Raw genomic sequence first — 14049 nt, 5'->3', positions numbered from 1 at the left:
CCTTACGCCGAGCGCGCAGCTCGGGTCATATCGTCAAGATGGACCTTGAAGGCTTGCCAGACCGGGCTTCGATAGCGGCTGGCGTGCCAAACCATGTAAAAGTGGCGCTTGAGTGACAGCCCCTCGAGGCTCAGCTCGACCAGACTGCCCGACGCCAACTCCTCTTCCACCGCAAGCTCCGAGAGACACCCAAGCCCAAGCCCCGCACGAACGGCCTGCTTGATCGCTTCGTGCTGCCCAAGCTCCAGGCGGATATTCAACCGCTCAAGACGCTCATGAATGGCCGCCTCGAAAACAGCACGCGTACCCGATCCTTCCTCGCGCAGCACCCAATCGGCCCTGGCAAGCTCCTGCTCGGTCACCGTCACTTGAGCAGCCAGTGGATGCGTAGGCGCTGCAACAATGACCAGGCGATCTTCCTGCCACGGCACGCTGATCAACTCTCGCTGATTACAGATTCCTTCGATCAGCCCTAGGTCGGCCTCAAACTTGCGCACGCTTTCAATAACATCGAACGTATTGCGCAGCTTCAAGTCCAGCCGAACGTCTGGGTAGCGCGCAGTAAATTCGCCGATAATACGCGGCATGAGGTAACTCCCGACGGTGGCGCTGGCCGAGAGGCGCAGCTCACCGCTCAGAGGCCCATCCGGCTCCTGTGCTTCGCTTTCGAACTGATCGACCTCATCGAGCAGCCGCTCCGCGCGGGCAAGAAGCCGCTGACCAACGGCGTTCAACTCGAGCCGCCGCCCAAGACGTTCGGCCACACTCACGCCAAGCTGGCGCTCAAATTCGGTCAAGGCCTGGCTTGTCGCCGACTGAGATAACCCAAGCTTTCGAGCCGCAGCGCTCACAGACCCCGACCGTGCAACGGCCACGAATACACTGAGCTGACGGAGGGTGATACGACTGGTCATCAAAACATCCTTGAAGTGCGCGACGGCGCATCAGTGGCTGGACAACGACAGAGTATACGTACTGATCCGACGTTTGAGCACACTGACACCGAGACCATAGAGCGGCAGAAATATGAAGGCGCTTGCCGTGAGCTTGATCAGGTAATCCACCCAGGCGATCTCGACCCAATGAGCAGCCATGAACGTATTGGAGCTTGCGTAGAACGCAATGGCAAAAAACGTAAATGTATCGAGCAAATTTCCGAAAATCGTTGAAAGAACCGGCGCTCCCGCTCCGTATCCACGTTTGCGAAGGCGCGCGAAACAAATGACGTCACACAGCTGTCCTACCACGTAGGCACCGAAACTTGCCAGAGCCACTCGCGTACCGACCGGGTCCAAAAGCGTATTTAGCGAAAACAGTGGCCCTTCGTGATTGAGCATGAGCGAGGCAAGGTAAGAAAGCACAAGCGCGGGCAGCATTGCCATAAAGACCACGTTTCTGGCCGAGCTCTGGCCAACCAGCCGCACGGTTAGATCAGTCAACACGAAAATCAGCGGAAAGCTGAATGCCCCCCAGGTGGTGTGCCATCCAAACAAGGTTAAGGGATATTGTACCAATATATTACTGATACAAATTATCGTGAGGTGCGCAAGAACCAGCCTGGCTTCGAGGGGGGTCGTTGAACGACGGCCAAATACCATTGCAAAAATGCCTTTTTAACTAAGGGGGTAAGGGAACCCCTTGAACGGAAACCGATTTTAACCAGAGACGCGGACGTTGTCCAAAATCTCCGTCGCACGTGAAAACGTTGATAGCGATGAAAAAACGTTTAATTCGGCATTTGTACAATGAGGGGTATTTAAATGATTATTCCCTTAATCATTTTTCCTAAACACCTGAGGACGTCTTATGGGCCTTTTTGATACCGCACACACCAACAGCACCGAGTCCGAAATGGTTATTCTTGAAGCTACTCCGATACTCAAGGCCATGGCCAACGAAAACCGTCTGCGCATCCTGTGTCTTCTGCAGGAAGGCGAGCAATCGGTTTCAGAACTGAATGCAAAACTGGAGCTCAGTCAGTCCGCGCTTTCCCAGCACCTGGCAGTTCTTCGTCGTGAAGGCCTCGTGAGCACACGTCGCGCCTCACAGACCATTTACTACTCGCTCAAGGGCGAGCACGCCAAGGCCGTACTGAAAACGCTCGGCACCCTTCAGGGCTAATTGCTATACACCACCGTCTCGGCGTTCTGTCGAGAACAAAAAAAGCCGGCATTTGCCGGCTTTTTTCATGAGTAACACAACACCTTATTAGGACACCTAATAACGCTGCCACTCCTGCTCCATCACCTGCTTGATTCGAGCATCCACTCCGCGCTCAACCAGCGACTGAACGCGCCCGCCCAGACGAGAAAGTGGCGACTGTTTCTCAACCAGTGTGACCTCAAGCACCTTGAATGACGCCGACTTCGATTCGATGTACTCATCGCTTGTCGTCACCTGATCGATCAACCCCTTGTCGAGCGCCTGCTGGCCGTACCAGATTTCGCCATCGGCCACTTGCTCGATGTCCAGTCCAGGGCGACGCGCACTGACGTGGGACTTGAACAACTGGTGCGTGCTTTTCAGGTCCTCCAGAAACTTCTGGCGACCTTCTTCAGTATTTTCACCAAGAAGCGTCAGCGTTCGCTTATGACGGCCGGCCGTCAGTACCTCGACATCCACATCGTTTTTCTTGAGAAACCGATGAAAATTGGGCACCTGCGCGACTACGCCGATCGAGCCGATCACCGCAAAGGGCGCAGCCACCACATGATCTGCGCAACAGGCCATCATGTAACCGCCACTGGCCGCAACTTTATCCACGCATACGCTCAAACGAGCGCCCCCCTGCTTGAGGCGCTCGATCTGGGACGCAGCAAGGCCGTAGGCATGCACTAGCCCCCCTCCGGACTCGAGTCGAACGACTACTTCATCGCCCTTCTTCAAAAGCGGCAGCAGCGCTGTTATCTCCTGGCTGAACGACGGCTCACGCGAGGCGCGTATGTCACCGTTGAAATCGAGCACCCAAAGCGTTGGCGTTGCAGGCGCCTTTTTATCCTGCTTGTGCGCCTTCCTGGCAGACTTCAACGCTTTCTTGTCAGCCTTGGCACGGGCCTTCTTGAACTGCTGGCGCGCGCTTTTTTCCTGCTGCGCGGCCTCCAGTTGTTCGCGATACTGGCGATAATACTCCTGACGATCGCGAATTCGGAGGTGCTGACGCGCTGTTGAACCGCCCCGGGCCTTGGCGATGATGACGATGAGTACCCCGAAGGCAATAACGAACGTCGCTACCTTGGCGAAGAAGAGCCCGAACTCGAATAACCAATCCATGATTGTTCCTATGCTGAATACTCGGCCACCGCCCTGCACCCATCATGGGCCCGTTTGACGGCAGAAACGTTAGAGGATACACACATGTCAACACTGGTCGAAAGCATCAAGGCCAAGCTGCATCAGCATTTCAACCCTAAAGCCGCACGCAACATTCATAATGTCTTCATGTTCGAGCTCAGCGACGGCGACACCTACACGCTGACCGTTGATGACGGCACCATGCAGTTCCACGAGGGCGCCCACCCTACCCCCGACATCGTTTTCATGACCGACCGGGACACACTCAAGAAGATTTTCAACGGGGAAGCCAGCGGCGCAACCGCCATGATGATGGGCGACATCAAGGTCAAGGGCGATTGGATCGTGGCCACCCGCTTAAAGCGTCTGTTTCCACACATGAAGGCCTGATCGAGCGGTCTCATCGGCCTTCAATAAAATTATCGATCAGCGCCCTCGCAATCGAAAATGAGGGCGGAAGCCCAGGCAGCTGGTCTGGATAGAACCAGTCCGCTGCCTCGATCTCGACACCATCAATGGTGATCTCCTCGCTCAGCGCCTCACCATAAAACCCCATCATCAGCGAATGGGGAAACGGCCAGGACTGACTGCCGAAATACTCGACCTCACCGACACGGACGCCCACTTCCTCCATTACCTCACGGCGCACCGCGGCCTCGACCGTCTCGCCCGGCTCAATAAAGCCTGCAAGCGTACTGAATCGGCCGACGGAAAATCGGGGGCTTCTTGCCAGCAGCAGCGCATCGCCACGCGTGATCAACGTAATGATGCACGGCGAGATGCGGGGAAAGCTTACGAACCTGCACGACGGGCAGACCATGGCGAACTCAAACGGTTTTCGTCGCATTTCATGACCGCAGCGGCCACAAAACCGATGATCGCGCTGCCAGCTCGCTACCTGAAGCGCTGTCGATAACAGTTCAGTCTGTGCGCCATCGAGCTGGGAAAACCAGCCGCGGGCGCCAGGCCACTCCTCGGTGTTTTCAGGCTCAAACACTACTGCCACTGGGTGCGTTCGAAACCATCCGAGCGCGACGGCATGATCCGGCCAGCGTCGGTCGAGGGCGAGTACCCCGTCGTCTCCAGGGCAGACCCCAACCCCGTTCATTCGAATCAGCGCCCCTTTTCGTGTGCGATCAAGCCCTACCAGAGACCGTTCGAACATGGCTCAATCACGCTCCGTTTGGCTAACGGTCAATGTGTCCCAAAAGCAGCTGCCGGCCTTGCTTCGGATGTTGTCGAGTTTTTGCCGGTGCGCCTGCCACTCGGCATCGGTTGGTGCAATGACTCGAAGCGCTTGCCGGTCGGCCTGAATCGCAGTCGAGGCATGATCATCGGCCAGGCGCTGATTCTCCTGACTCTGTTGATGGTCCGAGTCACCGAGCACCAACGCGGTTTGGCCGCCGGTCATGGCAAGATAGACGTCGGCCAGGATTTCAGCGTCAAGCAGGGCGCCGTGAAGCTCACGATGGCTATTGTTCACATCATAACGCTTGCACAGGGCATCGAGATTGTTTCGCTGCCCTGGATGGCGGTCGCGCGCCATCTTCAGCGTATCGAGCACGCTGCAGTGCGACTTGATCGGCCCAAGAACCGGCGAACCGCGTTCCTTGTTGAGCATGTCGAATTCGAAATCGAGGAACCCTACATCAAAGGCCGCGTTATGAATAATCAGCTCTGCCCCCTGGATGAAGGTCCAGAATTCATCGGCTACCTCACGAAAGGTGGGCTCATTGGCCACCTTTGCGTTATCGATACCATGAATGGCCACGACCTCGTCATCGATGTGACGCTCAGGATTGATGTATTGATGGTAAACACGCCCGGTGAATCGGCGATTGACCACTTCGACCGCACCGATCTCAACCAGCCGATGCCCTTCTTTGGGGTCGATACCGGTGGTTTCGGTATCAAGCACTATACTTCTGCCCGCCATTACAGACCTACCTGAGTAACTGTTTGATTAAAGCGCGCGTCACGAGCTCGCTTTCGCCTCGTCCATGGCGTCATTCGCCAATTGATCGGCACGCTCATTGCCCGGGTGACCATTGTGCCCCTTGACCCAATGCCACTCGACATCATGACGCTCGCACTCCTCGAGCAATGCCTTCCAGAGATCGTCGTTCTTGACCGGCTGCTTGGACGCGGTTTTCCAGCCCTTCTTGATCCAGCCCTGAATCCACTCCGTCATGCCCTTTCGAACGTATTGTGAATCGGTCCAGAGATCCACGGTGCAGGGCACGGTCAGCGCCTTCAGTGCCTGAATCGCTGCCATCAGTTCCATGCGATTGTTGGTCGTGGCCGGATCCCCGCCTTTTAGGCACTTCTCATGGCCGCCGGATTGGAGCACTGCCCCCCAGCCGCCCGGCCCCGGGTTTCCACGACAGCCTCCATCGGTATAGATCGTCACACTCGGTCGTTCACGCACATCGGAACCTGTCTAGCATACATGGGCGGTCGAGTTTATCACTGACCGTCCTTTTTCGCCCGAGGCGGACCAGGCTGAACCCCATCACAGGCAATGCCGGCGCGGTTGGTAAACGACGCCGGCAACCATTTCCCGAGCGCCTGACGCACCGGAATCGGCTGCACCGGCACTCCCTTGCGTGAGGCTTCGATGACAAATGAATCGGCGCCAAGCGGCATGTTGTAACGTCGGCCGAGCGTTTCGAAACGCCCCTCCTTTCGAAACGCAGAAGGGAAATTGCAGTAGTGCACGCCAACCACCTTGAAGTCCACGAACGCAAGCCAGTCGCCAAGCTGTTGAGCTGTACGCCAGGCGGTACGTGACTCACGTCTAAGAGCACTTAAATAGCGACCACTAAAGCGTGACGCGCCGAGCGGGTTCCAGGCCACCACGAACAAACGCCCCTTGTCGGAGGTAACGCGGGCCGCCTCCTTTAATACCTGGTGTGGCGACGGCATGCTTTCAAGCATGTGATGAAGCACCACCGCATCCATGCTCGCATCCGGCAGTGGCAGCGCGGTCGGCAAACATACGAGCGGGCTGGGTTTGGCCGCGTGCTCGACACTGGGTGCCCAGTAGATGCGCTTGCCCACTGGCGCGGCATTGAGAAAGGCATCGACGCTTGAGAGCTCAAGGCCAAATCGACCGCGCGCCTGCTCCAGCCGTGGCCCGAGCACGGCACGCTCGTTACGCAGAAGACGTTGACCACCAGGCTCGGCCCAGAACGCCTCGTTGCGCGCGTACCACTCGGCCCACGGCCCGAAGGGGCGCATCAGGTGCTCGAGATTTGACATATGCCGCACTCCCACGCAAGGTTTACGCCGTTCAAAGGCAAGACCATCCCCGTTTATCGCGTAACTTATATCGAGGTCTTCATGTTGACCGTGAAACCCCTTCCTGCGTTTCAAGACAACTATATATGGATTCTACAGCAGGACAATGACCCCCAGATTGCCGTCGTTGACCCGGGCGACGCCGCGCCTGTCATCGAGTACATCGAGCGCAACGAGCGTGTACTGACAACGATTCTGGTGACACATCACCATAAGGATCATACCGGCGGTCTTAAAGAACTCGCCGAGCGTTTCAACCCGCGCATCATCGGCCCGGCCAACTCGGTCATCGACGAAGTGACCGACCCGGTCAGCGACGGCGATACCGTTCGCGTCATGGGCCGTGCCTTCGAAGTGCTTGCCACTCCAGGCCATACGCTTGATCACGTGAGCTTTCTTGCCGCCGGCACCCCGAGCCTGCTGTTTTGCGGTGACACTCTGTTCTGCGCCGGGTGCGGCCGTTTGTTCGAGGGCACCTCAAAGCAGATGTTCTCCTCGCTCAAACGTCTGGGCAGTCTCGGTGATGACACGCTGGTCTTTGCAGGTCATGAATACACCCAGGCCAACGTGGCGTTTGCCCGCGCGGCCGACCCCGACAACACGGCGCTCGAGGCGTTCGAAAAAGCGTGCGAGCGCGAACGTTCGCTCGGCCGGCCGACCCTGCCAAGCACCATCGGTCGTGAAAAAACGCTCAATCCATTTCTGCGCACCGACCGCCCTGATGTTCAGGCAACAGCGTCGACCCAAGGCGCAGCCGATGACGCCTTGAGCACCTTCACCACGCTCCGGTCATGGAAGGACCGCTTTTAATCCTCAGGATATTCCCTTCGATGATCACTAAATTTGTCATACGCACTACCTCAGGCCTTGCCGGCTCGCTGGCCATGGCCTCGTTACTCTTGTCACCGCCAAGCCTTGCAGCGCCAGCAACCGCAGCCAGTACCTACAACGGGTTTTACACAGAGCTCGTATTGGATGAAAAGCCCTTCAACGATCTCTGGCAACGGCTTCGTGGCGGTTTTCGGCTGAACCATGATACCGACAACCCCCGCGTGCAGGCCTGGATCACCTGGTATCAGACCCACCCTCAGCACCTGCGTGGTGTCGTCGAACACGCGCGGCCCTGGCTTCGCTTCGTGACCCGACAGGTCGAGCACCGACACATCCCGAGCGAAATTGCCCTGCTGCCCTTCGTCGAGAGCGGCTACAACCCGACCGCCCGCCACCCTTACAGCGGCGCAACCGGGATGTGGCAGTTCATGCCGGTCACCGGCGATGAGATGGGACTGGATCGCACCTGGTGGTACGACGGCCGCAAGGACGTCATTTCCGCCACCACCGCGGCGCTGACCTACCTCGACACCATGAGAAGCCGCTGGTACAGCGGCGACTGGTCGCTGGCCCTTGCCGCCTATAATGCCGGCCCCGGCACGGTCAATCGCGCCCAGGCGCGTTCGGCCACGCAAGGTGAGCCGACCGATTACTGGCATTTGACACTGCCCAGCGAAACCATGGACTACGTGCCCAAGCTCCTGGCGCTTTCAGCGATCGTTGCCGATCCGCAAAAATTCGGGCTGGACCTGCCAAATGTCCCGGATCACAAGGCGATCGCCGAGGTCGAGACCAACGGCCAGCTGGATCTCGAGCTCGCCGCCCGCCTTGCAAACACAAGCATTGAAGAAATACGGGCGTTGAATCCGGGGTATCGCCGCTGGGCCACTCGACCGGCTGGCAATGGACCGCTTTTGATTCCCGCAAAAAGCAAGCAGCGCTTTGAGCGCGCGCTCGCATCGCTCCCGGCCAGTGAGCGCACGGTGTGGTCGTCCTACACGGTCAAGTCAGGCGATGCGCTGTCGGTGATCGCTCAGCGCTACGGCACACCAATAAGCGTCATCAAGGCGCGCAATCAACTGAGCGGAAACCGGCTACGAGCCGGCCAGACACTGCTGGTACCTGGAAGTACCGATCAGATGCTTGCAAGCAGCACCGCTCAAAGCGCCACGGTTACCGTGCGCTCGGGTGACTCTTTAAGCGCTATTGCCGCAAGAAACGGGCTATCCACGCGCCGCCTTGCACGCCTTAACGACTTGAAGACCGACAGCCCAATCCACCCAGGGCAACGCCTTAACCTGCAATAGAGCTGTAGCATCTGCCTCGTTGAACGAGGGGCCGCCCCCGGGCGGCCCTTTCAATATTTACTCTATTCACTCTCAACGTTCGCGCTCGAGGTTTGCGCAGTTCACGAACCGATATGAAGCTCGAACGCATCGGCGTCCTGCCAGGCTGGGAAAGTATCGCGAAAGCGGTCGAGCTCCGCTTTATCAAGACGTACCGTTTTAACGAAGGGCTGCCCCTCAGGTTCATCCAGCAGCGGTGCCCCCTTGAAATCGATGGCCATCGAATCACCGCTGTACGCAAGCCCCTTTGCATCTTCCCCGACCCGGTTGACGCCGATGACGTAGCTCAGATTTTCGATCGCACGCGCCATGAGCAGCGTCCGCCACGCCATGCGGCGAGGCGCCGGCCAATTCGCGATGCAAAGAAGCGCGTCATAGCGAAGCGTGGTATTGCGATGCCACACCGGAAACCTCAGGTCGTAACACACACTCAGCATCAGCTTGATGCCATTGCGCTCGACGATGACAGGCTTGGTGCCCACGCCGTAGCGTTCATGCTCACCGGCCATACGAAAAAGATGACGCTTGTCGTAGTGAACGACCTCGCCTTCCGGCGTGACCCAGAGCATCCGGTTGTAGCATTCACCCTCGTCCTCGATCGCAACACTCCCCGTCATGACCGCACCGGTATGGCGAGCCATGTCGACCATCCAGGCCAACGTCTCGCTCGAGGCCATGGGCTCCGCCATTTCTCGGGAATTCATCGTGAACCCGGTGGCGAACATCTCCGGCAACACGATCACATCGGTCGGTGCCAGCGGCTCCAGCAAACGCTTAAGCTCGGCCCGGTTTCGTTCGGGTTGCTCCCAATGAAGGTCGGGCTGAACCAGGGTGATATCGAGCGTACTCATGCGGTGTTCTCCATCAAACGTTGAATGCACGTGCCGGCAGCGGTGATTCTAACCACCTAACCACATCACCAGTACCGGCAGCAAAAAGGCGGTGACAAGGCCTGTCAGCCCCATCGACAATCCCGCAAAGGCCCCGGCAACCGGTCCGAGCGTCGAAAAACTCTGTGCAGTTCCAAACCCATGCGCAGAAAGCCCCATGGTGAACCCTTGCACGGCAGGGTCGTCGATGCGCAACAGCTTGAACAAAAGCGGCCCGGTCGTCGCCCCGATGGCGCCCGTCAACAGCACGAACCCAACGGCCAGAGGCGGAATGCCCCCCAGCTCATCGGCCACGCCCATGGCGATCGGCGTTGTGACCGACCGAGGCGCAAGCGTCATCAAAAGCTCGTGAGACGCCCCCATGGCGTAGGCTATGCCAAGCGTCGTGACCGCGGCGACCAGAATGCCGATCACACAGGCACTCATGATCGGAAACAGCATCTGACGCACCTTACCCAGGTGGTCGTACAGTGGGATGGCCAGAGCGACGGTCGCCGGCCCCAGCAGAAAGTGAATGAACTGTGCGCCATCGAAGTAACGCGTGTAGGAGGTTCCGGTGCCGAGCAACGTCAAAACGATCAGCGTCGTGGCAACGATCACCGGATGAAACAGCGCAAACCCTCGGAAGAAACGATGCAGCGTCACACCGATCATGTACGCCACAAACGTCAGCAAGAGATTAAGGAGCGGCTCGGAGGTCAGATAGACCCAAAGCTGATCGATCGCGGGCGTCATGAGCAATCAGCCTCGTTTTGGCCGCGCTTTCGCGTCAGCGCCTTGAGCACCAGAGCAGTCACGACCTGGGTCAGCACGATCGAGCCGACCAGCGTGACCGCAATCGTCAGCAGGTTCTGGCCAAGCGTTGCGAAGTACACCATGATGCCGACCCCTGCCGGCACATATAAAAGAGTCAGGTACTTTAAAAGCCCCTCGGACACCAGGCGCACGCCATCTGGCACGCGCCCTCTCACCATCAGGGCGATAAGCATCACGATCATGCCCGCCACAGGGCCGGGGATCGGCAGATGCCCCGCCTTGACGATCAACTCACCCAGAAGCTGGCACGCCAGCAACCCCACAAACCCAATCAATACCGCCATTTATCCCTCGATCCATTGACCCACGCATCACCTCATTTTCGGCCATCCCTTGATCGATAAACAATAAAAAAGTCTTCCCTTTCCTTTTTCTAAACAGTGGTGTAGGATACGCAGCGTTCTGAAGGCAAGACTTCGGAGCCGGAGCGTGGCGCAGCTTGGTAGCGCGCTGCAATGGGGTTGCAGAGGTCGCAGGTTCGAATCCTGTCGCTCCGACCAGATACAACTGAAAACGCCGCTAACGGGTCATGCCGAGCGGCGTTTTTAGTGTTTCGGTGCCTCTCTTTCAGTCTTTCCATACCATTCACTCGTACCGCTCCAGCTCGTCCAAACAGGCACAAGGCGTGACCAGCCCTCTAGCCGCAGCCATCGATTCAGATCGATCGGCGCAAGTCATAACCTCAGCCGCTACACGAGATAATGAATCTGAGCCTTGCCGTGATGAGGCGATCGCTCGACAGCCGCATCGACGCCATAGATCCGCCAGATCAGGGCGGGCGTCAACACGTCCTCGGGCGCCCCCTGCGCAACCAGCCGCCCCTCGCTCAAAACCACCAGTCGATCACAGAACATCGCGGCCAGATTCAGGTCATGCAAGGCAATGATGTTCGACGTGGCCAGAGCCCGCACTCGCGTCAAGAGATCGAGCTGATGCTGAATGTCCAGATGATTGGTCGGCTCATCCAGCAGCAGCACGCCAGGTTGCTGCGCCATCGCGCGCGCCAACTGAGTGCGCTGGCGTTCGCCACCGGAGAGCGTATGCCAGCGACGGTGTCTCAGCGCCACGAGTCCCGCCTGCACCAGTGCCTGTTCGACGTGCTCAACGTCACTTTGGGTCCAGCCCTGCAAAGGCCCCCGGTGGGGAATTCGACCCAGTCTGACCACCTCTTCGACCCTCAGGTCAGCGTCGGTGGTCGAGTGCTGCGCCACCAATGCGACCTTTTGCGCCACCTGGCGCCGTGAAAATCCGTCGATGGGCTCATGATCCAGATACACACGCCCGCTGCTTGGTCGACGAAGCCCTGCAAGCAAATGCAGAAGCGACGATTTACCCGAGCCATTGGGGCCGATCAGCCCAAGCGTTTCACCCGGCCCGACAGTGAGCGTAACGCCATCGACAATACGCTCGTGCTGTCGTATCCAGCTGAGCTCACGCCCTTCGATGTTCATTTCTCGGTCCTTTCATTCCTCGGTGCTTTCATTCCTCGGTTCTTACGCGGTAGAGAATGAGCGCAAAGGCCGGCGCCCCAAAAAGCGCCGTCACCACGCCGATGGGCAGCGTCTGCTGGGCAACGATGACGCGAGACACTATATCGGACAGCACCATGAAATTGGCGCCGATCAAGGCCGTGGCAGGTAAAAGCCGCACATGCCCCGGCCCGATCAGAAAGCGCGCCGCGTGCGGGATAACCAGCCCGACGAACCCCACTGCACCGACAATACTGACAAGCGTTGCCGTGATGAGTGCGGTCAGTATCAGAAGCACCGCCCGCACGCCCCGCACCGACACCCCAAGCGAGGCGGCGGCGTCTTCGCCGAACGCAAAGGCGTCCATCGTCCGGGCGAAATAAAAACACAGCACGAAGCCCGCGCTGACCACGATGGCGGCGAGTTCGACATCGGGCCATCGCACGCCACCAAGGCTCCCCAATAGCCAGAACATGATGCTTCGAGACTGCTCGGCATTGGCCGATGTGCTTACAAGCCACGCCGTGATCGCATTGAACAGCTGCGCGGCAGCGACGCCTGCAAGAATCACGCGCGTAACGCCCCGTCTAACGCCAGACGCCAGAAACATCACAACCGCAAACGCCATCAACGCCCCAAGAAACGCACCGGCCGACACACCAATGGCGCCCCCGCCGACCCCAAGAAGCATCACCGAGACCGCTCCAGTCGAGGCACCCGCCGACACACCAAGCACATAGGGCTCGGCCAGGGCATTTCGAAGCAGGGCCTGCAGCACCACTCCGCACAGCGCAAGCCCCGCTCCGCTGAACGCCGCAATCAGCGCGCGGCTCATGCGGTATTGCCAGATGATGCCCTGCTGGATGGGATCGAGCGAGACATCGCTGACGCCGAGCCCATGGGCAATGCTTTGAAGAGTGACCATGAAAGGAATGCGCATTTCGCCGATAGACGCCGCCAGCACGATGTTGACACAAAGCAGTAGCGCCGCTGCCAAGAATACGGCCCAGAGCGTGAGCGCGGATTTGGATGGAAACATCACTCAGCGACGCGGGCAGTATCGAGGTGCTCGGCGATTGTCTCCATGGCATCGAGCACATGCATCGACGGATTAAGACCCTGAGCGTCCACCGTGATGACATGCCCGCTTTTGACCGCGCTGAGTTCACGCGCCACCGGGTCCGATTCCAGAAAGGCGCGTTTCTTGGCGGCATCATCGGCGGCAAAATTGCGCCGGTCCATCGAGGCAATCACGATAATGTCAGGGTTCAGGTCGGCGATCCGCTCCCAGCTGACCGCAGGCCACTCCTGATCGCTTTCAATCACGTTCTTGAGGCCCAGCGCCCGGGAAATGGCTTCAGGCGCGCCATAACTGCCACCGACCCAGGCATCGCCCTGAAGGCGCGTACTCGAAAACCAGTACAGAACCGTCGGCTGCCTATCGGTATGTGGGCGAAGGTGTTGAGCCGCGGCAAGACGCGCATCCAATCGCTCGGTCAGCGCCTGCCCTTGCGGAATCACATCCAGTATTCGAGCAAGCTGGCTTATTTCGTCACGGATCATTGCCATGGTAAACGGGCGTTTTCGCGCCCCATCGCTGTTGGACGACTCGGTAATCTGCTTGCCAAGGCAATCGCTTGGCGAGACCCAGGTCGCGATCCCGAGCTGCTCGAACTGCTCACGGGTGGCCACTTCACCCCGCTTACCGAGGTGGTAGGTAAATTGAGCCGCGACCAGGTCCGGGCGCAGCTGGGTGACCGATTCGAAACTCGGCACACTGCGACTTAGTACCGGTACCGTTTCGCTAACGGCGTGAAGATCTGCACTCACCGGCCCCAGCCAGACCGAGGTGCCCTTGATACGATCCGCCACGCCAAGCGCCATCAACAGCTCGCTCTCAAGCTGACCAAGCGTCACGATGCGCTTTGGAGGTGCCGTAAAGGTCTGCTCATGGCCGCAGTTATCGATCGTTAACGGGTATCGAGTATGCTCGCGCTCGGCGCCATGAACGCCCACGCCAAGCAAAAGGGCGGAGATCATCAGGGCGGTATTCAAAAACGGCCGGAGCGGCATCATGGGACAGGCATTCCTTGAGCGTGGGTCAAG

Annotated in this window: 17 protein-coding genes and 1 tRNA gene; 5 read left to right on the top strand and 13 right to left on the bottom strand. The window is 58.6% G+C overall.

Annotated elements, in window-relative coordinates:
- Positions 1–2: 2 nt before the first annotated feature.
- Both NAT49_RS01945 and NAT49_RS01940 read right to left on the bottom strand, forming a co-directional pair.
- On the bottom strand, positions 3–914 hold the full coding sequence (locus tag NAT49_RS01945) for a LysR family transcriptional regulator (RefSeq protein ID WP_251589917.1): 912 nt from the start codon (positions 912–914) through the stop codon (positions 3–5).
- A gap of 30 nt (positions 915–944) precedes the next feature.
- Positions 945–1598, bottom strand: coding sequence for a queuosine precursor transporter (locus NAT49_RS01940; RefSeq protein ID WP_251589915.1), 654 nt, complete (start codon positions 1596–1598; stop codon positions 945–947).
- 208 nt (positions 1599–1806) lie between these two features.
- On the opposite strand from NAT49_RS01940, the gene NAT49_RS01935 reads away from it, so the two are divergent.
- Complete coding sequence (locus tag NAT49_RS01935) at positions 1807–2121, top strand: ArsR/SmtB family transcription factor (protein ID WP_251589914.1); 315 nt, start codon at positions 1807–1809, stop codon at positions 2119–2121.
- Between the two features lie 96 nt (positions 2122–2217).
- On the opposite strand, the gene sohB is transcribed toward NAT49_RS01935, so the two are convergent.
- The gene (gene sohB / locus NAT49_RS01930; RefSeq protein ID WP_285835986.1) at positions 2218–3270 is read right to left on the bottom strand and encodes a protease SohB; all 1053 of its coding nucleotides are present in this window, start codon (positions 3268–3270) and stop codon (positions 2218–2220) included.
- 84 nt (positions 3271–3354) lie between these two features.
- On the opposite strand from sohB, the gene NAT49_RS01925 reads away from it, so the two are divergent.
- Positions 3355–3681 (top strand): SCP2 sterol-binding domain-containing protein, encoded by a 327-nt coding sequence (locus tag NAT49_RS01925; protein ID WP_251589913.1) that lies wholly within the window; start codon positions 3355–3357, stop codon positions 3679–3681.
- 10 nt (positions 3682–3691) lie between these two features.
- On the opposite strand, the gene nudC is transcribed toward NAT49_RS01925, so the two are convergent.
- From nudC to NAT49_RS01905, 4 genes are read right to left on the bottom strand one after another with little or no spacing between them, the layout of a single operon-like run.
- On the bottom strand, positions 3692–4456 hold the full coding sequence (gene nudC / locus NAT49_RS01920) for an NAD(+) diphosphatase (RefSeq protein ID WP_251589912.1): 765 nt from the start codon (positions 4454–4456) through the stop codon (positions 3692–3694).
- 3 nt (positions 4457–4459) lie between these two features.
- Entirely contained in the window at positions 4460–5227 is a 768-nt protein-coding gene (gene dnaQ / locus NAT49_RS01915; protein ID WP_251589911.1) for a DNA polymerase III subunit epsilon, read from the bottom strand.
- A 39-nt stretch (positions 5228–5266) separates the two neighbouring features.
- Entirely contained in the window at positions 5267–5701 is a 435-nt protein-coding gene (gene rnhA, locus NAT49_RS01910) for a ribonuclease HI (protein WP_251589910.1), read from the bottom strand.
- A 56-nt stretch (positions 5702–5757) separates the two neighbouring features.
- A complete protein-coding gene (locus NAT49_RS01905; RefSeq protein ID WP_251589909.1) occupies positions 5758–6552 on the bottom strand; it encodes a class I SAM-dependent methyltransferase in 795 nt (264 codons plus the stop codon).
- A gap of 81 nt (positions 6553–6633) precedes the next feature.
- Between NAT49_RS01905 and gloB the strand changes: the two genes are divergently transcribed.
- On the top strand, positions 6634–7401 hold the full coding sequence (gene gloB / locus NAT49_RS01900) for a hydroxyacylglutathione hydrolase (protein WP_251589907.1): 768 nt from the start codon (positions 6634–6636) through the stop codon (positions 7399–7401).
- 20 nt (positions 7402–7421) lie between these two features.
- The gene (locus NAT49_RS01895) at positions 7422–8729 is read left to right on the top strand and encodes a LysM peptidoglycan-binding domain-containing protein (protein WP_251589906.1); all 1308 of its coding nucleotides are present in this window, start codon (positions 7422–7424) and stop codon (positions 8727–8729) included.
- A 101-nt stretch (positions 8730–8830) separates the two neighbouring features.
- On the opposite strand, the gene NAT49_RS01890 is transcribed toward NAT49_RS01895, so the two are convergent.
- From NAT49_RS01890 to NAT49_RS01880, 3 genes are read right to left on the bottom strand one after another with little or no spacing between them, the layout of a single operon-like run.
- Positions 8831–9619: an amidohydrolase gene (locus NAT49_RS01890; protein WP_251589904.1), complete on the bottom strand. Its 789-nt coding sequence runs from the start codon at positions 9617–9619 to the stop codon at positions 8831–8833.
- A 48-nt stretch (positions 9620–9667) separates the two neighbouring features.
- Positions 9668–10393: an LrgB family protein gene (locus NAT49_RS01885; protein WP_251589902.1), complete on the bottom strand. Its 726-nt coding sequence runs from the start codon at positions 10391–10393 to the stop codon at positions 9668–9670.
- The gene (locus NAT49_RS01880; protein ID WP_251589901.1) at positions 10390–10758 is read right to left on the bottom strand and encodes a CidA/LrgA family protein; all 369 of its coding nucleotides are present in this window, start codon (positions 10756–10758) and stop codon (positions 10390–10392) included. The genes NAT49_RS01885 and NAT49_RS01880 overlap by 4 nt, the downstream gene beginning before the upstream one ends.
- 139 nt (positions 10759–10897) lie before the next feature.
- Between NAT49_RS01880 and NAT49_RS01875 the strand changes: the two genes are divergently transcribed.
- Positions 10898–10974, top strand: a tRNA-Pro gene (locus NAT49_RS01875).
- A 189-nt stretch (positions 10975–11163) separates the two neighbouring features.
- Here NAT49_RS01875 and NAT49_RS01870 read toward each other — a convergent pair.
- From NAT49_RS01870 to NAT49_RS01860, 3 genes are read right to left on the bottom strand one after another with little or no spacing between them, the layout of a single operon-like run.
- On the bottom strand, positions 11164–11925 hold the full coding sequence (locus NAT49_RS01870) for an ABC transporter ATP-binding protein (protein ID WP_251589900.1): 762 nt from the start codon (positions 11923–11925) through the stop codon (positions 11164–11166).
- A 28-nt stretch (positions 11926–11953) separates the two neighbouring features.
- Positions 11954–12982 (bottom strand): FecCD family ABC transporter permease, encoded by a 1029-nt coding sequence (locus NAT49_RS01865; RefSeq protein WP_251589899.1) that lies wholly within the window; start codon positions 12980–12982, stop codon positions 11954–11956.
- Positions 12982–14019 carry an ABC transporter substrate-binding protein gene (locus NAT49_RS01860; RefSeq protein WP_251589898.1) on the bottom strand — a complete coding sequence of 346 codons (1038 nt, stop codon included), beginning with the start codon at positions 14017–14019 and terminating at the stop codon, positions 12982–12984. The genes NAT49_RS01865 and NAT49_RS01860 overlap by 1 nt, the downstream gene beginning before the upstream one ends.
- Positions 14020–14049: the final 30 nt, after the last annotated feature.

The sequence above is a fragment of the Larsenimonas suaedae genome (assembly GCF_023712105.1).
GTDB classification, from domain to species: domain Bacteria; phylum Pseudomonadota; class Gammaproteobacteria; order Pseudomonadales; family Halomonadaceae; genus Larsenimonas; species Larsenimonas suaedae.
This window is presented reverse-complemented; position numbering and strand designations above follow the sequence as displayed.